The organism is Amycolatopsis sp. NPDC051372 (genome assembly GCF_040682095.1).
Classification (GTDB): Bacteria; Actinomycetota; Actinomycetes; order Mycobacteriales; family Pseudonocardiaceae; genus Amycolatopsis.
Genome location: NZ_JBFBAF010000029.1, coordinates 74,801 through 92,423, shown reverse-complemented (window position 1 = coordinate 92,423; position 17,623 = coordinate 74,801). Strand labels below are relative to the sequence as shown.

Here is a 17,623-nt window from a genome sequence, read left to right as displayed (position 1 = left end):
GGGGTCATGTCCACCATCCCGGATCTGCTCGACCGGTGCGCCGCCGAGCGCGAAGTCGTGTTCCCCGACGGACGGCTGAGTTATGGCGAGATCGCCACCGAGGCCCGGCGGGTGGCCGGATCGTTGTGGTTTAGCGGGATCCGGCCCGGTGATCACGTCGGTGTGCTCGTGCCCGGCGGGATCGCGAGCGTGACGACCTGGCTGGGGATCGCGCACCTGGGCGCGGTCACCGTCCCGATCAACCCTCGGCTCAAGGCGGCTGAGCTGGCCTACGTCGTGGAGCACGCGGACCTGCGGCTGTTGTTCGCCGACACCTCGCTCGGGCCGGCGCTCGCTTCGGCGCTTCCCGGGCTCGCTGATTCTTCCGCGCTTTCCCTGCGCGTGGCGCCGGTGTTGCGTGCGATCGTCGCCGTGGACGACGGTCCCGCACCCGCCGGCTGGCTCTCGCGCGCGGCGTTCTCGGCGAACTCCGCCGACGCGGCCACGGTCGCCGCGGCCCGTTCCGATGTGCGACCCGACGATCCCGCGTTGATCCTCTACACCTCGGGCACCACCGCCCGGCCGAATGGCTGTGTGCACGACAACGCTTCCCTGGTGGCGGAAGGCGAAGCCGTCGCCGAACGGCTCGGCCTCACTTCGGCGGACCGCTTCTGGACCGCCCTGCCGATGTTCCACTGCGGCGGCTACGACGTCGTCCTCGCGGCGCTGGCGGCCGGCTGCGCGATGGTCCACACCGGACCGTTCGAGCCGGGTCTGGCGTTGCGTCAGCTGTCCGAAGAACGGTGCACGGTCGCGTTTCCGGCGTTCGAGACGATCTGGCTGCGCGTGCTCGACCACCCCGAGTTTCCTCGTACCGACTTGTCCGCGCTGCGCCTCGTGCTCAACGTCGGCGCCCCCGAACGGCTTCGCGCCATGCAGGTCCGGATCGCCCCGGCCGTCCAGATGTCGTCCCTCGGCTCGACGGAGTCCCTCGGCTTCTGCTGCGTCGGCTCCCCCGACGACCCGGCTGACGTCCGCGCCACCACGAGCGGAAAAGTGTTGCGGCACATGGAAGTCCGCGTCGTCGACCCTTCGACTCGCGCGCGGGTCCCCGCGGGCACCCGCGGCGAACTCCAGTTCCGCGGCACCTCCCGCTTCTCCCACTACCACCGCGACCCCGCGCTGACGGCCGAACGCCTCGACCCCGCCGGCTGGTTCTCCACGGGCGACCTCGTCGTCGCCGACCCCGCCGGCCGCCTCTCCTTCGTCTCGAGGCTCAAGGACATGCTCAAAGTCGGCGGGGAAAACGTCTCCGCCGCCGAGGTCGAAGGCTGCCTCGCCGACCACCCCGCCTGCGGCGTCGTCCAGGTCGTCGCCGCCCCGGACGCCCGCCTCGGCGAAGTGGCCGCCGCCTTCATCCAGCTCCGCCCCGGCGCCGGTGCCACGGAACGCGCCCTGATCGACCACTGCCTCGGCCGCATCGCGACGTTCAAGGTGCCGCGCTACATCCGCTTCGTCACGGACTGGCCGATGTCGGGCACCAAGGTGCAGAAGTTCCGCCTGCGGGAGGTAATTGCCGAGGAACTCCGCGCCGCGGGCATCACGGAAGCGCCTCGGCTTTCGTCCCGTTCGACGGAGACCGGGTAGACCTCAATTTCCCGGCCGTTTCACCGCCTGCCCCACCAAAAACGTCTCCACCCGCTCCACCCCGAGCCGCGCCAGATCCTCCGTGACGAACCGGTACAGGTGATCCAGATCGCGCAGCCAGACGGCGGCGTGGAGGTTGGAGCTGCCGGTCGTGGCGAGGGCGCCGTGGACCGCCGGGTGCTGGGCGAGGGTGCGGCCGGCGTGGTCGAGCTTCGCGGGTGGGACCTGCATCGTGATGTTCGCGTCGATGCGGAGGCCGAGGTGGTGCGGGTCGACGAAGGTCTGGGTGAGGAGGCGGCCGTCGGCGCGGAGGGTGGCGAGGCGGCGGCGCACGGTGGACTCGGGGTGGCGCACCTCGGCGGCGACGGCGGCCCCGGGCAGGCGGGCGTCGCGCGCCAGCGTGGTGAGGATCGCGGAGTCGACGGAGTCGAGGTCGCCGGTGGCGGCCCGGGTCGACACCACCGTGAGGTCGGCTCGTTCGGTCTCGGTGAGCACGTCGAGGCGCCAGTCGCTCGCGTCGGAGAAGACGTGCATCACGGTTTCGGCGTGGATCTCGGTGACGGCGGTCGTCGCGGGGAGCTGGCGGAAGACGAGGGCGTTGCGGCGGCTCGGGTCGGAGACGACGGCGGCCGAGATCTCGTCGCCGGCGTGCGAGAGGTCGAGGTAGAGGACGTCGTCGCGAGCCGCGAGGGCGGCCGTGACGGCGTCGATCTTGCCGCGCAGCACCCGGATCCGCAGCAGGGTCGCGCCCGGCAACGCGGCGCGGGGCCGGGTGGCGACCACGCGCACGACGCCGTCCAGCAACACGCGCAGCCGCCGGCGGACCGCGCGCTGGTTCAGGCGAGCACGGCCGCCGCGCGCTCGATCGTCACGCGACCGTCGCACTGCAGAGCCGCGATCAGCCGCAGATGTTCGTCTCCGAGGACGGCATCGCTCACCATCACCCCATGATGGCACTGAGTTCGATCAAGAGAGCCGCCGAAACACCTCACCAGCGCCCACCCGGGAGCACGCTTGGCCCGTGACAACCACCCTGATCGACGGCATGATCACCGCGGCCCGGGAAGCCGGCCGCCGCCTCGCCGCCCGGCCCAGGCCCGCGGCCCCCACCACCTTCACCGAGTTCCGCGAGACCTTCGACGCCCTCGAACACTCAGCCGAAGGCCCGCTGCGCGCGAGTCTCGCCGCACTGCGACCCGGCGTGGAATGGGCCGACGAGATCGACACCACCCTCCCGCCCGGCGAACAACGCTGGGTCGTCGACCTCGCCGACGGCGCCGTCCAGTACCTGCGCGGCCTGCCGTACTGGTGCGTCAGCATCACCCTGGTCGAGGACGCCACCCCGGTCGCCGCCGTGATCCACAGCGAAAGTCCGCGACGAGACCTACCACGCGGTGAGGGGCCTCGGAGCGTTCCTCGACGGCGAGCGCCTCACCCCGTCGGCCACTGCCGAGCTCCCGGTCACGCTCGTCGGCACCAGCCAGCCGCCCTTCATCACCACCCAGCCGAACGCCGCCGAGCAGGCCGGCCGCTCGCTCTCGGCCGTCCTCTCCCACGTCGGCGCGGTCCGCAACTTGGGCCCGACCTCCCTGCAGATCGCCGACGTCGCGGCCGGACGCATGGACGGCTTCCGGCTGTACGGCCGCGACGCGGGCAACCTCCTCGGCGCGAGCCTGATCGCCCGAGAGGCCCGGCGCGGTCGTCACCGATGCCGACGGCACCCCCTGGCACCCGCGGGCCACCTCGTTCCTCGCCGCGCCGGCCCAGCTCCACGCCGCCCTGCTCGACCTGTTGAAGAACGCCTGATCACGCCCGCCACCCTCAGCCGACAGGGGCACCGATCAGCTGGCCGACGCCGTAGGTGACTGCGACGGCGAGCGCCCCGAGGACGAGCTGCCGCAGTCCGGAGTGAACCAACGGCCTTCCGGTCAGCTTGCCGACCGTCATCCCCCCGGCCAGCAGCGCGACCGCCGTCAGAATCAGCGACACGACCAGCGTGCTCGCGCCGAGCAGGTACGGCAGCAACGGAAGCAGCGCACCGATCGAGAACGCGACGAACGACGCGCCACCCGCCAGCAGGGCGGACGGCAGGTCCTGCGGATCGACGCCGAGCTCCTCGCGCGTGTGCAACCGCAGCGCCTGGTCCGGGTCGCGCGCGACGGCTTCGGCCATCCGGCGGGCGGTGTCGTCGTCGGCACCGTAGGAGACGAAGCGGCTGACCAGCTCGTCGTGCTCCTGCTGCGGGAAGCGCGCGTGCATGTCGGCTTCGAGCGCGACCTCGGCGTGCACGAGCTCGTTCTGGTTGGTCACCGACACGTACTCGCCCGCGCCCATCGAGAACGCTCCCGCGACCAGTCCCGCCAACCCGGTGAGCACGATCGTGTGCGGTGCGACGCCGCTGCCGCCGACGCCTGCGAGGAGGGCCGCGTTGGTGACCAGGCCGTCCACCGCACCGAACACGGTCGGGCGGAGCCAGCCGCCGGAGACGTCTCGGTGGCGGTGGGCCCAGCCGGTGGTCGCGGCCCGGCGACGGTCGGGGTCGGAGCGTTCACTCATGCCCCGATTCTCACCGGGGCGGTCCAGGCCCGCCTGCCGGAAACCGGCCGGTCTCGCTGTCGGGACGCGTCGGGGCAGCCCCGGGCTGGCCGAGAGCTCGCCCCGCGCGGGAGCGAGCGCTCGCACGGCTCAGCCGGCCAGCGACGCCTGCACGGTGATCTCGGGACCGCCCGCCAGCGCGCGGCTGACCGGGCAGCCGGCCTTGGCCTGCGCCGCGTACTCCTTGAACTGCTCCTCGTTGACACCGGGCACGCGGCCCTCCGTCACGAGCTCGACCTTGATGATCGTCGGCGCGCCGTCCACCGGGCGTAGGGTGACCGAAGCGTCCGTTTCGATCGACTCGGCCGGGAATCCCGCACTCGCCAGCGTGTTGGCCAGCGCCATCGAGAAGCACGACGCGTGCGCCGCGGCGATAAGCTGCTCCGGGTTCGACCCGGGGCCGTCCTCGAAGCGCGACTTGAAGGTCACGCTCCCGCTGATGCTTCCTCCCCCGGCGGTGAACTGCCCGGACCCGGTGGGAAGGTCGCCGTTCCAGTTCGCGTGCGCCTTAGAGACGGGCATGCGTCCTCCAGAATCGTCTTGGGTGTCTGATGCCCGGCAGAGCCGGGCAGCCACAGTCAATCAGTCGGGGGCCGCGTTCGCCAAAGTTCGGCCGCTGCCGTCCCACGGGTTCCCTAGGCTGGGCGCGGTGGCACCCACCTGAGGAGGAGCCCGGCCCATGCGCGCGATCGTCGTCCTTTTCGACACGCTCAACCGCCGGTACCTGCCGCCGTACGGGGCGACGGGTGTGCAGGCGCCGCAGTTCGAGCGGCTGGCCGAGGCGGCCGTGACGTTCGACAACTGCTACGCGGGCAGTATGCCGTGCATGCCGGCGCGCCGTGAGCTGCACACCGGCCGGTACAACTTCCTCCACCGCTCCTGGGGGCCGCTGGAACCGTTCGACGACTCGGTGCCCGAACTGCTCTCGCGCAACGGCGTCCACACCCACCTCGTCACGGATCACCAGCACTACTGGGAAGACGGCGGCGCGACCTACCACAACCGCTTCGACACCTACGAGTTCTTCCGCGGCCAGGAAGGCGACCGCTGGAAGGGCCAGGTCGCGGACCCCGACATGCCGGAACCGGCGGTCGGGGCGCGGCGGGCGTCGGCGATGATCCGCCAGCACTGGGTGAACCGGCAGCACTTCCTCAAACCCGGGCAGCACCCACAGACACTCACCGTCGACGCCGGCCTGGAGTTCCTCGACACCAACGCCGGCGAGCAGGGCTGGTTCCTCCAGATCGAGTGCTTCGACCCGCACGAACCGTTCGTCGCCACCGAGGACCACCGCGCGCGGTACTCCCTCACTCACGAAGGCCCGGAGTACGACTGGCCGGGCTACCGCAGGGTCACCGAACAGCCCGGCGACACGCTGAAGGTCCGCGACGAGTACCGCGCCCTGCTGTCCATGTGCGACAGCTCCCTCGGCCGCGTCCTCGACGCGATGGACACCCACGCGCTGTGGGACGACACCCTCCTCATCGTCTGCACCGACCACGGCTTGCTGCTCGGCGAGCACGGCTGGTGGGGCAAGAACGTCCAGCCGTGGTACGACGAGAACATCCACACGCCCCTGTTCGCCTGGGACCCGCGCAGCGGCGCCCGCGGCGAGCGCCGGGCCGAACTCGTGCAGACCGTCGACTTCGGACCGACACTGCTCGACTTCTTCGGCGTAGCAAGGCCTGCCGACATGCAAGGCCTCCCGTTGACAGGCTCCACCACGCGGGACGCCTGCCTGTTCGGCAGCTTCGGCGCCCACGTCAACGTCACCGACGGCCGCTACGTCTACCTGCGAGCCTCGGCCACCCCCGCCAACGCGCCGCTGTTCGAACACACCCTCATGCCCACCCACATGAACACCCGCTTCTCCCCCGCCGAGTTGCGGGACGCCGAGCTGATCCCGCCCCTGCCCTTCACCAAAGGCGCCCCCGTACTGCGCATGCCCGGCTACGCCTGGGGCGACCCGCACGCGTTCGGCACCCTGCTGTTCGACCTCGAAACCGACCCCGGCCAAACCCACCCCCTCCTCGACGACGACCTCGAACTCACCATGGCCACCCACCTCGTCGAGCTGATGCGAGCCGCCGACGCACCCCCGTCCCAGTTCGAACGACTCGGCCTGCCCGCCGACGGCCCTGTCACGCGCGAGCACCTCCTCGTCCGCGCCCAACGCGAGAACGCCCTCGCCGTACTCGAGGACCTCCCACCGGCGGCCGAGCTCGGCTCCGCCGTCCTGACCCCGATCGGCTCACTGGCCCCAGACGCCCACGAGATCCTCGTGCGCCACCTGCCGATGCTCGCCAACGCCGACTTCGCCGCCTCCGTCGCGACGCTGTCCGTGTGGGAACTGGCCGCCACGACCCCCAGCCTGACGGCCCGAACCCTGCGCTCACTCGACGCGGAGCTGTCGCAGCCGAAGATCCACACAACTTCCTGACAGGATCCGAAAGATCGTCACCCAGGATGGGCCCGCGTGGCGGCGGTGGCGCCGCCGACCGTCCTGGGAGGCGCAACGTCCTTGTACAAGGGAAAAGTCACAATCAGGCGGGCCCTCGCCGTGGCCGCGGCGCTGCCGGTGCTCGCGGCGATGACCGTGGCGGGCGCCCCGGCGGAGGCCGCACCCGGCACTTCGGACATCACGGGACTTCAGGCCCAGATCCACGACGGCACCTTCCTGAGCGACCACGGCGTGCGGACCGCGTGTGCGGCCAGTTGCCAGGCCGCCGTCGTCACCGAGAGCCCCGGCTCGGCGAAAGCGTTGTCGACGACGACTCCGGTCGGTCTCGGGGCCACGGACCTCGCGCGCACCTACTCGCTGCCGGCCGCGGGAGTCGGGCGCAACGGCACGATCGCGGTGATCAGCGCGGGCGCGAACACGCACCTGGAGTCGGATCTGGCCGTCTACCGCAAGCAGTACGGGCTGCCCGCGTGCACGACAGCGAGCGGGTGCCTCACGATCACCGACTTCCACGGCGGGCCGCCGGTGCGGCCCGGGACCACCGACGAGTTCAAGAAATCCGAGGAGGACTGGGCCGTCGAGACGTCGCTCGACGTCGACATGGCCTCGGCGGCGTGCCCGGCCTGTCGCATCACGGTGGTGCAGACGCCGGACCTCGACGCGACCGGTGAGCTCGATCCCGACGAGAAGGCTGCCGACTACGCCACGGCCTACCAGACGGGCGGTCCGCCTCGGCGCGAACGCCGTGCGCCTCAGCGACATCGAGGTCCTCGACTCGGCCACGATCGACGCGCCCTACAGCAAGGCCCTGAACCACCCGGGGGTGCCGCTGTTCGCGTCGATCGGTGACGTCGGCAGCACCGACGCGACGGCGGTTTCGGGTTCGGTCTCGGCTTCGGCCAAGAGCAAGGCCGACACGAGCTTCTACACGTGGCCCGCCGACCTGCCGTGGGCGGTCGGCGTCGGGGGCACGGCGCTGAAACCCGTCGACGCGGCGCGCACGAAGTTCACGGAGCAGGCGTGGCACAACCTCGGCGGCGAGTGCGCCCGGACGTTCCCGCCCGCCGCAGGCCAGCCCGCTTCGATCACCGCGAACTGCGGTGGGCACCGCGCGTCCTCCGATGTCGCCGCCATCGCCAACCCGGCGAACGGCCCGGCGGTGTACGACACCTACGCGCCCTTCACGGGCAAGCCGCAGCACTGGATCGTCAGCGGCGGTACCAGCGCTTCGTCGCCGTTCGTGGCCGCGTGGTACGTACGCAGCAGCGGCCACACCACCGGGGCGACGGGCCCGAGCGCGCTGTACGGCGCGCCGGCCTCGGCGTTCCACGACGTCACGACCGACGGCGCGGCACCGTCGGTCTGCCAGGGGCTGGGCTGGGGCCCGAAGGTGTGCCAGGCCGGCCCCGGCTGGGACGGCCCGACCGGCCTCGGCTCGCCGCACGGCCTCGGCCGGTTCTGAGCCGAAGCTGAACCCAGGGTGGCCGCGGTGGCGTCCCTCTGCGGCTTAGGTCTCCGCGAAGAAGTCCCGCAATGCTTCGGTGACAACGTGCGGTTGTTCCTCCGGCAGGTAATGGTCGCTCTCGACGGCGAGCGTGCGCAGGTCCGTCGCGTACTCGCGCCACGCGGCGGGCACGTTGTAGGAACGGCCGACGAAGCTGCCGCTCCCCCACAGCGCCAGCAGCGGGCTGGTGACGAGCCGGCCCGCTGCCGCGTCCGCGTCGTCGTGCTCGAGGTCGATGCCCGCCGCGGCGCGGTAGTCCGCACACGAAGCGGCAATCGCCTCCGGCGCGGAGAAACACCGCACGTACTCGGCGACGGCGGCGGGATCGAAGGGCGCGCCGCCGTCGTGGCGGGAGTTCATGCGCGAGGTGACCCAGAACTCGGGGTCGCCGGCGAGCAGCCGTTCGGGGATCCCGTTGCCGGCGGCGAGGAAGAACCAGTGGTAGTAGCCCAGTCCGAAGTCCTTGTCGGCGTGCTGGAACGCGTACCGCGTGGGGACGATGTCCAGCACCGCCAGCGCCTTCACCGCTTCGGGCGCGTCGAGCGCGAGCCGGTGCCCCACCCGCCCGCCACGATCGTGCCCGGCGACGGAGAAACGGTCGAAGCCCAGTTTCGCCATGACCTGGAGCTGGTCGTCCGCCATGGCCCGCTTGGCATATTCATGGTCGCCGCCGGCCGGCTTGTCGCTGTCGCCGTACCCGCGCAAATCGGTCAGCACCACGGTGAACTCCTCCGCCAGCCGCGGCGCGACGTGGTGCCAGATCAGGTGCGTCTGCGGATAACCGTGCAGCAGCAACACCGGCGGCCCCTCCCCGGCGACCGCGCAGTTGATCCGCACGCCCCCCGCGTCGACCCGCTGGTACCCGAACTTCTCCGGCAAGGGAACACTCATCGAGACCTCCGGTGGGGCGGCTTCATGATCGACTGTATCTCGACCTCGATTCGTCGCGGGCCAGGATCGGCCGGTGCATCGTGCCGGCCTCAGGCCGGCGCGCCGTCGCGACGGTGAAGACCAAGTTGAGTACTCCGACCGGGGCGAAGGTGAAGAACCACCACTTCAAGCTCTTCGGAGAACAGACTGTGATCAGTTCGTGGCCACCGCGTTTACCGAGGCTGTTGTGACGCTTGTGAGGGCGGCCAGTCGCTCGCTGCGGTCGGGACGAGGCGGTTCAGCACCGGCCAAGCCGGCCGGTGCAATTGCCCATCATGTCCGATACCCGCCCTACGCTGGGCGCATGCCCTCACTGTTCGAGCACGCCGGCGGTGAAGCCGCCCTGCACCGGCTGGAGCAGGTGTTCTACGACAGCGTGCTGGCGGATCCACTGCTGCAGCCGCTGTTCGGCGCGGGACAGCCGCGGCACGTCGAGCACCTGACGTCGTTCACGGCCTAGTCGTTCGGCGGGCCGGACCGCTTCTCGCGCGAGCTGGGGTTCGCGCACCTGATCTCCGTCCACCGGGGACTGAAGATCACCGAAGCCCAGCGGCAGCGGTTCGTCCAGCTCTACCTCGCGGCCCTCGACACCGCGGGGATGCCCCGCGACGCGCCGTTCCACGACGCAGTCCGCGAACACGTCGAGTTCGGCTCCCGGGTCGCCCTGCAGAACTCCCACGCCGAGACGGCCGCCGACCTCCACCCCCTGCGCGAGGTCCCCCACTGGACCTGGGCAGGCGACGACCCGCAGTAGCCGTGACATCATCGGAGCCGCCGTGATCACGTGTGGAAGGGCGGCCGGTGGACTACGAGCGCGCTGTCGGTGAGGTCTGGGCGGCCACGAGGCCCCACATCGGGGCCGGCAAGGTGGCGGACTACATCCCCGACCTGATCTGCGTGGACCCGGGCCAGTTCGGGTTCGCGGTGGCGACCGTCGACGGCGAGCTGCACCAGGTGGGCGACGCGGAGGTGCCGTTCTCGATCCAGAGCATCTCGAAGGCGTTCGCGCTCGCGCACGTGCTCGGGCACGACGACGCGTCGATCTGGAAGCGCGTCAACCGCGAGCCGTCGGGTACGCGGTTCAACTCGCTGATCCAGCTGGAGATCGAACGCGGCGTGCCGCGCAACCCGTTCATCAACGCGGGCGCGCTGCTGGTGACCGACCAGCTCCTCGCGGACACCGGCGACGCCTGTGGTGCCCTGTGCGCGTTCCTGGCCGCGGAGACCGGGAACCCCGGCCTCACCTACGACCCGGCGATGGCCGAGTCCGAGACGCGCACCGGGAACCGCAACCGTTCGCTGGCCTACCTGATGGCCGACTTCGGCAACGTCCTCAACCCCGTCGACGAGATGCTCGGCCACTACTTCCGCCAGTGCTCGATCATGGCTTCGTGCGTCGAGCTCGCCCGGGCGGGGCTGGTCCTGGCGCGCCACGGCGTCCGTCGCGACGGCACGCGCCTGCTGTCGAAGCAGGACGCCCGGCGCATCAACGCGATCATGCTCACCTGCGGCACCTACGACGCCGCCGGCGAGTTCGCGTACCGCGTGGGGCTGCCGTGCAAGAGCGGTGTCGGCGGGGGGATCCTCGCGATCGTGCCGGACCGCTGCGCGATCGCGGCGTGGGGGCCGGGGCTCGACGAGAAGGGCAACTCCGTGTCCGCGGCGATGGCGCTCGAGACGTTCGGCAACGTCACGGGGCTCAGCATCTTCTGATGCCTCCGCTCAGGACTTCAACGCGGCCGCCACCAGCATCCGCAGCTCCGGCACGACCTCCTGCTCGAACCATGGGTTCCGCAGGTGCCACCCGACGTTCAGCGGCGACGGGTGCACGAGCGGGATCGTCGACGGCAGGTAGTCGCGGAACGACCGGACGGTCTCCGTGAGGCTCCACCCGCGCCCGGCGTGCAGGTAGTGCTTCTGCGCATAGCTGCCGACGAGCACCGTCAGCCGGATCTCGGGCAGCTCGGCGAAAATCCGCGGGTGCCACTTGTCCGCAACCCCGCGGCGCGGCGGCGCGTCACCGGAGGCCGCCTTGCCGGGGTAGAAGAAGTCCATCGGCACGATCGCGAACAGCCCGGGATCGTAGAACTCCTCGTCGGTCACCCCGAGCCAGCCACGCAGCTTCACGCCGCTGGCGTCGTTCCAGGGGATGCCGCTCTCCTGCGCCTTCCGCCCGGGCGCCTGCCCGATGAGCGCCACCTTCGCCGACGGCTCCGCGGTGTAGAGGGGCTCGTAACCGGCTTCCTTCGCCCACGCGTTGTCGGGGTCGGCGATGAGGTCGGCGCGGATCCGGTCGAGGTTCGTCATGGTCCGGCGAGAATATCCGGGCCCCTCACGCAGGCCAGAGCTGGATCAGCCAGCGTTCGACGCGCTCGGCGAACGTCCCCTCGGCCAGCTCCGTGGTCGCGGCGCGGCCGCCCTCGTGCACCCGGGCGTGGTGCGGACCGGGCCGGGCCAGGGTGCGCACGTCGGGCGACATGGCGGCAGTGACGGACTGCAGGCGCACCTGATCGGCCAGGTCGCACACGACCGCGAGGACCTGGTCCCATTCGCCGTGCGCCGCCGGCGGCTCGGCGTCCCACAGCTCCACCCGCACGGCCTGCTTGCCCGCGACGAGCACGACCGCGCCGACGATGGCGACGACGGGCGACACGGCGTAGAGCCGGAAGGCTCCGAGGACGGTGCCGTGAGACCGGTTGTCGGATTTGTTCACGGTCCGGACTTTTAGAGCCGGTTTTCCTTGCTGCACAATGGAAAGGTCCGGACAGCGAAGTTCGGCCCTGCGAACGAGGGCAGCCGCAGCCAACCTCGTTCGCAGGGCCGAGTTCGGCCTCGGCCCACGAAGGAGCCCGCGACTACCAGCGGAGCAGAGTTCGGTCGCGCGTCCTGGTGTCGATCCAGGTGATCCGGGGATATGAGCCCCGGCCGGCCACTGGGCCCCGCGCGTCGCGGTGTGCCGCGGTGCCCCCGGCAGGAGTCGAACCTGCGTTCCCGGCTTCGGACGCCGGAGTCGTGTCCGTTGGACCACGAGGGCTTCGCCGGGTTCGCGCCGGCGAGGTGCGGAGGATGCAGGAGTCGAACCCACGCGGGTGCTCAGCACACCCGACCACCGTTTTCGAAACGGCTGCCTTACCACTCGGCCAATCCTCCCTGGCCCGGCGGCACCGTGCCGCCGTCGTACGCGGAGGGCGCGCGGATCGAACGCGCGCCGGGACGTCGCGCCCCGGACCACGGATCAGCAATCCGCTGCCTTGCCACTCGGCCGGCCCTCCTCGTCCTGCGGTGCCCGGCTGCCCGTCGAGGGTTCGAACCTCGGTTGCCGGATCCAGAGTCCGGAGTCCTGCCGGTTGGACGAACGGGCATCGCGTGGTGCTCCCGGGCCAGGACTCGAACCTGGCTCTGCGGAACCAAAATCCGCCGTGTTGCCGGATACACCACCCGGGAAAGCGTGCCCTCGCCAGGAGTCGAACCTGGACTGTCCGGAGCCTGGGTCCGGTGCCTCTGCCGGTTGGGCTACGAGGGCGTGGGGTCCCCGCGCGGGGCCCGTCTTCGATGCAGCTGCGTGCGGTTGCGGGGATTCGAACCCCGACTGGCCTGGCGCTCGACCAGGTGCCTCTGCCGGTTGGGCTACAACCGCGTAGCGCGTGCGGGAGTCGAACCCGCGTCTTCGGCTTGAGGGGCCGGTGTCCGTTCCGCTGGACCAACGCGCCGTGGTGGTGACAGTCTTTTGATCAACCTCAGTCGAGTGCCCGCGAGTCGAACGCGGTGTCTTCCGCTCCCGAAGCGGATGGGTTCCCGTCTCCCTCGCACTCGTCGGCCGGGCACCCCCCTCGGGTGCCGGGCGCGCGCTCACGACGGGACTCGAACCCGCGATCGTCTCCTCGACAAGGAGCTGCCCTGGCCGCTGGGCCACGTGAGCCTGAAAACCTGCGTACCCCTGCCGGGAGTCGAACCTGGGACCTCCGGATTCGTAATCCGGCGCTCTGTCCAGCTGAGCTACAGGGGTGTGGCAGCCGATCCGGGTATCGATCCCGGTCCTCCGCCTTGAAGGGGCGGTGACCTAGCCAGCAGTCGCATCGGCCTTGTCTTGGTGTGTCGGTGGTGGGGGACGGAGTCGAACCGTCAAAGCCGCTGTAGGGCGTCCGGGTTACAGCCGGGTGGGCTCACCTGTGCCCAGTCCCACCGTGCTCGCCGCGGCCGGCGAGCGTGTTTCTGCTCCGCTGTGTAGTTGACAAAGACCAGGTAGTCGAGAAAGAACACGCGCCAACAAAATGAGCGCAGCACATCAACGAAATGGATATCCCACCAATTGTGGGTGCACGAAATAGAGAAAGCCGCCCGAATCGGTTTCCCGATGGGCGGCTCCCGGTCATGACGTCGACGACGTCACGGTGGGGAGCCCCCGATGCTCAGCAGCCGCGCTTCAGGCAGCATCGAGCTGCTGAGCCGCTCTTGCGGCATGCGCGGCGCGGCTGATCGAAGCGCATCCGACGAGCACAGCGCATCGCGCAGATCGCCCGGATAACGGCGCTGCGACCCTCGCTTCTCCATGCTCGCCACGATGGCTCCTTCTGAGTTTCTGTACTGGTTCCGATGAGCTCTTGCGTTCAGCTCCATCACATAATCGCGAACCCGCACCCGGGTGTCAATCTTTATTACCGGACCGATTTCACCGTCCGAGCGCCGCTTCCACGAACTGCCGGAGCACCGGCCCGTTCGCGCTCGGCAGGAACGCCAGCGCGACGGGGATCGCCGGCGCACCGACGATCGGGAGGAACCGCACCGTGGGGTGGATGTTGCGCCGCACCGCGACCTGGGGCACCACTCCCGCGCCCCGCGGCGACGCTCTCGATCCACTCGTCGAAGTTGGCCGTCTCGACGACGGTCTGCGGCCGCTGCCCCTCGGGCCAGGACCACGGGCCCGTGGTGCCGTTGACGACGTTGACCACCAGCGGCCAGTTCGGCACGTCGCCCCACGCCAGCTCCGCCCGGCCGGCGAGCGGGAACGTCTCCGCGAACACGGCGACCCGGTCCTCGTCGAACAGCTGCACGACCTGCAGCCGCGACGAACGCACCTGCCCGCGTACGAGCGCGACGTCCACCTTCTCCTGCTGCACCGCCGCGAGCGGGTCGTCGATGCGCACGAGGTCGACCGAACTGCCGGTGGCGTGTTCGAACCGCGCCACGGTCTCTTGCGCCCATGGCGTGGGCAGCAGCCAGCTGAACCCCAGCTTCACGGTGCCCCGGCGCCGCGCCGCGCTGACGCCTCGGTCGAGCTCCGCCAGCACGCGCTGGGTGTGCTCCAGGAACGCGCGGCCCGCTTCCGTCAGCTCCACGTGCCGCGACGAGCGGTCCAGCAGGGTGACGCGCAGCAGCTCCTCGAGCTGGCGCACCGTCCGGCTGAGCGCGGGCTGGGTGATGACGAGCTCCTGGGCCGCGTGCGTGAACGAAGCCAGCCGGGCCACCGACGCGAACCCGCGCAGGTGCCGGATTTCGATGCCGGCCGGTGTGCCCTCAACCATGCCCGCAGAGCATAGCCGCGGCCGGACGGGCATTTCCCAACGCGGCCGCGGGTGCCTAGCGTGGAGCCGAAGGGGTTCACGCGGCGAAGAGAGAAGGCGTTCGACATGCATGGCTCGCTGTCCGGGCTCGGGGTGACCTCGCCGGTCCTGGCGGCGCCGATGGCGGGCGGGGGTACCACGCCCGCCCTGGTGGCCGCGGCGGCGAGCGCCGGGAGCCTCGGCTTCGTCGCCGGCGGATACAAGACGGCCGAAGCCCTCGCCGAGCAGATCGCGCAGGTCCGCGCGCTGGGCATCCCGTTCGGGGTCAACCTGTTCGCCCCCAACCCGGTGCCCGTCGACCCGGACGCCTATCGCCGCTACGCCCGCGCGCTGCGGCCCGACGCCGACCGCTACGGCCTCGACCTCCCGAAGGCGATCACCGAGGACGACGACCACTGGGAGGCCAAGCTCGACCTCCTGCTGGCCGGCCCCGTCCCGCTGGTCAGCTTCACCTTCGGGCTGCCGGACGCGTCGGTCTTCGCCCGGCTTCGCCGCGCGGGCACGCTGGTCGCGCAGACCGTGACCTCCGCCGACGAGGCCCGGCCGGCCGCCGACGCCGGTGCGGATCTCCTGCTCGTACAGGCCGCGGCCGCGGGCGGGCACTCGGGCACGCTCACGCCCGACCGCGTCCCGCCGGCGGTCCCGCTGCCGCGGCTCCTCGGCGAGGTCGGGGCCGCCGTGTCGCTGCCCCTGGTCGGCGCCGGCGGGCTCGCCACTCCCGAGGCCGTGGCCGAAGCCTTGACCGCCGGTGCCACCGCCGTGGCCGTCGGCACCGTGCTGCTGCGGTCCGACGAGAGTGGCGCGTCGAAGCCCCACCGCGAAGCGCTGGCCGACCCGGCCCGCCGGGAGACTGTCGTCACGCGCGCGTTCACCGGCCGCCCGGCGCGGGGCCTGCGCAACACGTTCACCGACGACCACTCGTCCGAAGCTCCCGCCGGGTACCCGGCCCTGCACCACCTGACCAGCGCGCTGCGCAAGGCGGCCGTGCGGGCCGGCGACCCCGAGCGCGTCAACCTGTGGGCCGGCACCGGCTACCGGCACGCCACCGCCGAACCCGCGGCCGACATCCTCACGCGGCTCTCCCCCCGGCTCTGACCCACCCGTCAACCGGACGGGTGAGCTCGGCGACAGGTCGCCGGCCGCCGGAACGGGTACCCCACCAAGGCAACCCCCGATCGACCAGAGGAGAACGAGAACCATGGCACGAGTCCTGTTCGTCATGACGGGCGCCGACCACTGGACGCTCAACGACGGAACTCGGCATCCGACCGGGTACTGGGCCGAGGAGTTCGCCGCCCCGTACGCCGCGCTCAAGGACGCGGGCCACACGATCGTGGTGGCGACCCCGGGCGGCGTGGTGCCGACCGTGGACCAGGGCAGCCTGAACCCGGACATGGCCGGCGGTGCGGAAGAGGCCGCGAAGCTCGCGCAGGTCCTCGAGTCCGCCGGCGAACTGCGCGAGCCGATCGTGCTCACGGACGTGAACCTGTCGGACTACGACGCCGTCTACTACCCCGGCGGCCACGGTCCGATGGAGGATCTCTCCCACGACGCCGACTCCGGTGCCCTGCTCAACGCCGCGCTCGCATCGGGCAAGCCGCTCGCCGTGGTGTGCCACGCGCCCGCCGCGCTGCTGGCGACGCGCGACGAGCGGTGCGAGTCACCGTTCGCCGGCTACCGCGTCACCGGGTTCACCAACGACGAGGAGAACGCGGTCGGCCTGGGCCCGAAGGCGAAGTGGCTGCTGGAGGACGAGCTGGGCAAGCTCGGCGTCGCGTTTGAGCGCGGGCCGGACTGGCAGCCGTACACGGTCGTCGATCGCACCCTCTACACGGGACAGAACCCCGCCTCGGCCGCGCCGCTGGCCCAGGAACTCCTCAAAGCCCTGAAGTAGGCCCGAACGCCGGCGGGGTGCGCGGCTACGCGGGCTCCGCCGGCGCCTGCGCGAGCGAGAGGCTGTTCCCGTCCGGGTCGAGGACCACGACGTGGCGCACGCCGTTGGCGTAGGTCTCGACGGGTTCGTGTGTGATGCCGTGCGTGGCGAGGCGGGTGAAGATCTCGTCGAGATCGGTGACGCCGATGGTGACCACCGCCCGGCCCACACGCTCGGCGCGCCTCCCGCGCGTCGACCACGAGCCACGCGGCTTCGCCCAGCTGCCACAGGTGCTCCTCGCCGATGACCTCGTCGGCGGGCCGGCCCAGGAACGCGATGAACCACTCCAGGGCCCGGGGCAGGTCGCTCACGCACATGATCGTGTACAGCTCCACGGAACCACTCCTCTCGACGGCTGGCAGAGGGATAGACCACCGCCGCGAAAACTCATCGGTCCCGCGGGTCGCCCTCGGTCATCGCCCCGGCCACCTGATCGTGCACGGCCAGCACGCGGGCGTCGAGCTCCTCGACCGGCACGCCGACGTCACGCGCGAGCGCCTCGCGGAAGATGAGGTAACCCTTGTACGCCGCGACCATGAACACGTGCATCGCGATCGCGTCGCCGTCGGCGGGCAGGGCGCCGGTGGCCTGGTCGCGTTGGAGGGCGGCTCTCGTCTTCTCGATCTCGGGCAGGGCGTGGTAGTCCGGGTCGCCGTCGATCGCGAGCAGGGCCTCGACCAGCGTGGGTGCCGGGTTCGCGAGCGCGCTGCGGAACATCGCCTTGCGCCGGCCGAGGAACGACGCCTCCCAATGCCGTTTCGCGCCGACCGCCCATTCCCGGGCTCGATGGGCCACGGCCGCCCTCAGCAGCGATCGCCGGTCGCCGAAGTACTGGTAGATCTGGCCGCGGTTCACCCCGGAGCGGTCGGCGACCTCCTGCAGGTTCAGCCCGGCGAAGATCCCGTCGCGCTGAAGCAGATCAAAAGTCGCCTGGAGGAGGTCGGCCTCGGTGCGGGCCCGGTCGCGCCCGCGCCGGCTCGACGCCTGCCCGGCGGTGTCGTTCACATCATCTC

The 17,623-nt window shown here is 71.1% G+C and carries 20 protein-coding genes, 12 tRNA genes and 2 pseudogenes; 12 read left to right on the top strand and 22 right to left on the bottom strand.

The features are described from left to right. Positions 1–6: 6 nt before the first annotated feature. Positions 7–1,626, top strand: a complete 1,620-nt coding sequence (locus AB0M56_RS36240) for an AMP-binding protein (RefSeq protein WP_364184786.1) — start codon at positions 7–9, stop codon at positions 1,624–1,626. 3 nt (positions 1,627–1,629) lie between these two features. On the opposite strand, the gene AB0M56_RS36235 is transcribed toward AB0M56_RS36240, so the two are convergent. After that, the gene (locus AB0M56_RS36235; RefSeq protein ID WP_364184784.1) at positions 1,630–2,433 is read right to left on the bottom strand and encodes an Lrp/AsnC family transcriptional regulator; all 804 of its coding nucleotides are present in this window, start codon (positions 2,431–2,433) and stop codon (positions 1,630–1,632) included. 238 nt (positions 2,434–2,671) lie between these two features. Here AB0M56_RS36235 and AB0M56_RS36230 point away from each other — a divergent pair. After that, positions 2,672–2,929 (top strand): annotated as a pseudogene (locus AB0M56_RS36230) (hypothetical protein); the annotation flags it as partial. Positions 2,930–3,020: 91 nt separating this feature from the next. Beyond that, entirely contained in the window at positions 3,021–3,491 is a 471-nt protein-coding gene (locus tag AB0M56_RS36225) for a hypothetical protein (protein ID WP_364184871.1), read from the top strand. Here the strand turns inward: AB0M56_RS36225 and AB0M56_RS36220 are convergent. Beyond that, complete coding sequence (locus tag AB0M56_RS36220) at positions 3,448–4,182, bottom strand: VIT1/CCC1 transporter family protein (RefSeq protein WP_364184782.1); 735 nt, start codon at positions 4,180–4,182, stop codon at positions 3,448–3,450. The genes AB0M56_RS36225 and AB0M56_RS36220 overlap by 44 nt on opposite strands. 129 nt (positions 4,183–4,311) lie before the next feature. Further along, the gene (locus AB0M56_RS36215; RefSeq protein ID WP_364184781.1) at positions 4,312–4,743 is read right to left on the bottom strand and encodes an OsmC family peroxiredoxin; all 432 of its coding nucleotides are present in this window, start codon (positions 4,741–4,743) and stop codon (positions 4,312–4,314) included. A 157-nt stretch (positions 4,744–4,900) separates the two neighbouring features. Between AB0M56_RS36215 and AB0M56_RS36210 the strand changes: the two genes are divergently transcribed. From AB0M56_RS36210 to AB0M56_RS36200, 3 genes are all read left to right on the top strand, one after another. Beyond that, complete coding sequence (locus AB0M56_RS36210; RefSeq protein ID WP_364184779.1) at positions 4,901–6,661, top strand: sulfatase; 1,761 nt, start codon at positions 4,901–4,903, stop codon at positions 6,659–6,661. An 81-nt stretch (positions 6,662–6,742) separates the two neighbouring features. After that, on the top strand, positions 6,743–7,531 hold the full coding sequence (locus AB0M56_RS36205) for a hypothetical protein (protein ID WP_364184777.1): 789 nt from the start codon (positions 6,743–6,745) through the stop codon (positions 7,529–7,531). After that, positions 7,506–8,144, top strand: a complete 639-nt coding sequence (locus tag AB0M56_RS36200) for a hypothetical protein (protein ID WP_364184776.1) — start codon at positions 7,506–7,508, stop codon at positions 8,142–8,144. The genes AB0M56_RS36205 and AB0M56_RS36200 overlap by 26 nt, the downstream gene beginning before the upstream one ends. Before the next feature lie 45 nt (positions 8,145–8,189). On the opposite strand, the gene AB0M56_RS36195 is transcribed toward AB0M56_RS36200, so the two are convergent. Further along, complete coding sequence (locus tag AB0M56_RS36195) at positions 8,190–9,077, bottom strand: alpha/beta hydrolase (RefSeq protein ID WP_364184774.1); 888 nt, start codon at positions 9,075–9,077, stop codon at positions 8,190–8,192. Positions 9,078–9,420: 343 nt separating this feature from the next. On the opposite strand from AB0M56_RS36195, the gene AB0M56_RS36190 reads away from it, so the two are divergent. The 4 genes and pseudogenes from AB0M56_RS36190 (at position 9,421) to AB0M56_RS36175 (ending at position 10,829) form a co-directional block, all read left to right on the top strand. Next, positions 9,421–9,576 (top strand): hypothetical protein, encoded by a 156-nt coding sequence (locus AB0M56_RS36190; RefSeq protein WP_364184772.1) that lies wholly within the window; start codon positions 9,421–9,423, stop codon positions 9,574–9,576. A gap of 15 nt (positions 9,577–9,591) precedes the next feature. Further along, positions 9,592–9,708 (top strand): annotated as a pseudogene (locus AB0M56_RS36185) (hypothetical protein); the annotation flags it as partial. A 6-nt stretch (positions 9,709–9,714) separates the two neighbouring features. Continuing rightward, positions 9,715–9,870: a hypothetical protein gene (locus AB0M56_RS36180; RefSeq protein ID WP_364184770.1), complete on the top strand. Its 156-nt coding sequence runs from the start codon at positions 9,715–9,717 to the stop codon at positions 9,868–9,870. A 47-nt stretch (positions 9,871–9,917) separates the two neighbouring features. Continuing rightward, a complete protein-coding gene (locus AB0M56_RS36175) occupies positions 9,918–10,829 on the top strand; it encodes a glutaminase (RefSeq protein WP_364184768.1) in 912 nt (303 codons plus the stop codon). Between the two features lie 9 nt (positions 10,830–10,838). Here AB0M56_RS36175 and AB0M56_RS36170 read toward each other — a convergent pair whose 3' ends face one another. The 16 genes from AB0M56_RS36170 to AB0M56_RS36095 form a co-directional block, all read right to left on the bottom strand. Beyond that, positions 10,839–11,423: a uracil-DNA glycosylase family protein gene (locus tag AB0M56_RS36170; RefSeq protein ID WP_364184766.1), complete on the bottom strand. Its 585-nt coding sequence runs from the start codon at positions 11,421–11,423 to the stop codon at positions 10,839–10,841. A 25-nt stretch (positions 11,424–11,448) separates the two neighbouring features. Then, on the bottom strand, positions 11,449–11,829 hold the full coding sequence (locus AB0M56_RS36165) for a hypothetical protein (protein ID WP_364184764.1): 381 nt from the start codon (positions 11,827–11,829) through the stop codon (positions 11,449–11,451). A 249-nt stretch (positions 11,830–12,078) separates the two neighbouring features. Further along, a tRNA-Arg gene (locus AB0M56_RS36160) sits at positions 12,079–12,150 on the bottom strand. Between the two features lie 26 nt (positions 12,151–12,176). Next, positions 12,177–12,266: transfer RNA gene (locus AB0M56_RS36155), tRNA-Ser, on the bottom strand. 32 nt (positions 12,267–12,298) lie between these two features. Continuing rightward, positions 12,299–12,388 (bottom strand) — tRNA-Ser (locus tag AB0M56_RS36150). Between the two features lie 18 nt (positions 12,389–12,406). Then, positions 12,407–12,478, bottom strand: a tRNA-Gln gene (locus AB0M56_RS36145). A gap of 10 nt (positions 12,479–12,488) precedes the next feature. Continuing rightward, a tRNA-Gln gene (locus AB0M56_RS36140) sits at positions 12,489–12,560 on the bottom strand. A gap of 5 nt (positions 12,561–12,565) precedes the next feature. Next, positions 12,566–12,639: transfer RNA gene (locus tag AB0M56_RS36135), tRNA-Leu, on the bottom strand. A 40-nt stretch (positions 12,640–12,679) separates the two neighbouring features. Further along, positions 12,680–12,753 (bottom strand) — tRNA-Leu (locus AB0M56_RS36130). A 1-nt stretch (position 12,754) separates the two neighbouring features. After that, positions 12,755–12,826, bottom strand: a tRNA-Glu gene (locus AB0M56_RS36125). 136 nt (positions 12,827–12,962) lie between these two features. After that, a tRNA-Asp gene (locus tag AB0M56_RS36120) sits at positions 12,963–13,035 on the bottom strand. 13 nt (positions 13,036–13,048) lie between these two features. Continuing rightward, positions 13,049–13,122: transfer RNA gene (locus AB0M56_RS36115), tRNA-Arg, on the bottom strand. A gap of 1 nt (position 13,123) precedes the next feature. Continuing rightward, positions 13,124–13,198 (bottom strand) — tRNA-Glu (locus tag AB0M56_RS36110). Positions 13,199–13,215: 17 nt separating this feature from the next. Beyond that, positions 13,216–13,300, bottom strand: a tRNA-Tyr gene (locus AB0M56_RS36105). 202 nt (positions 13,301–13,502) lie between these two features. Beyond that, complete coding sequence (locus AB0M56_RS36100) at positions 13,503–13,676, bottom strand: hypothetical protein (protein ID WP_364184762.1); 174 nt, start codon at positions 13,674–13,676, stop codon at positions 13,503–13,505. A 95-nt stretch (positions 13,677–13,771) separates the two neighbouring features. Then, positions 13,772–14,638 (bottom strand): LysR family transcriptional regulator, encoded by an 867-nt coding sequence (locus AB0M56_RS36095; RefSeq protein WP_364184760.1) that lies wholly within the window; start codon positions 14,636–14,638, stop codon positions 13,772–13,774. A 60-nt stretch (positions 14,639–14,698) separates the two neighbouring features. On the opposite strand from AB0M56_RS36095, the gene AB0M56_RS36090 reads away from it, so the two are divergent. Next, a complete protein-coding gene (locus AB0M56_RS36090) occupies positions 14,699–15,772 on the top strand; it encodes a nitronate monooxygenase (protein ID WP_364184758.1) in 1,074 nt (357 codons plus the stop codon). A gap of 103 nt (positions 15,773–15,875) precedes the next feature. Next, positions 15,876–16,571, top strand: coding sequence for a type 1 glutamine amidotransferase domain-containing protein (locus tag AB0M56_RS36085; protein ID WP_364184756.1), 696 nt, complete (start codon positions 15,876–15,878; stop codon positions 16,569–16,571). A gap of 25 nt (positions 16,572–16,596) precedes the next feature. On the opposite strand, the gene AB0M56_RS36080 is transcribed toward AB0M56_RS36085, so the two are convergent. Next, complete coding sequence (locus AB0M56_RS36080) at positions 16,597–16,779, bottom strand: VOC family protein (RefSeq protein WP_364184754.1); 183 nt, start codon at positions 16,777–16,779, stop codon at positions 16,597–16,599. 218 nt (positions 16,780–16,997) lie between these two features. Continuing rightward, the gene (locus AB0M56_RS36075; protein ID WP_364184753.1) at positions 16,998–17,615 is read right to left on the bottom strand and encodes a TetR/AcrR family transcriptional regulator; all 618 of its coding nucleotides are present in this window, start codon (positions 17,613–17,615) and stop codon (positions 16,998–17,000) included. Between the last annotated feature and the right edge of the window lie 8 nt (positions 17,616–17,623).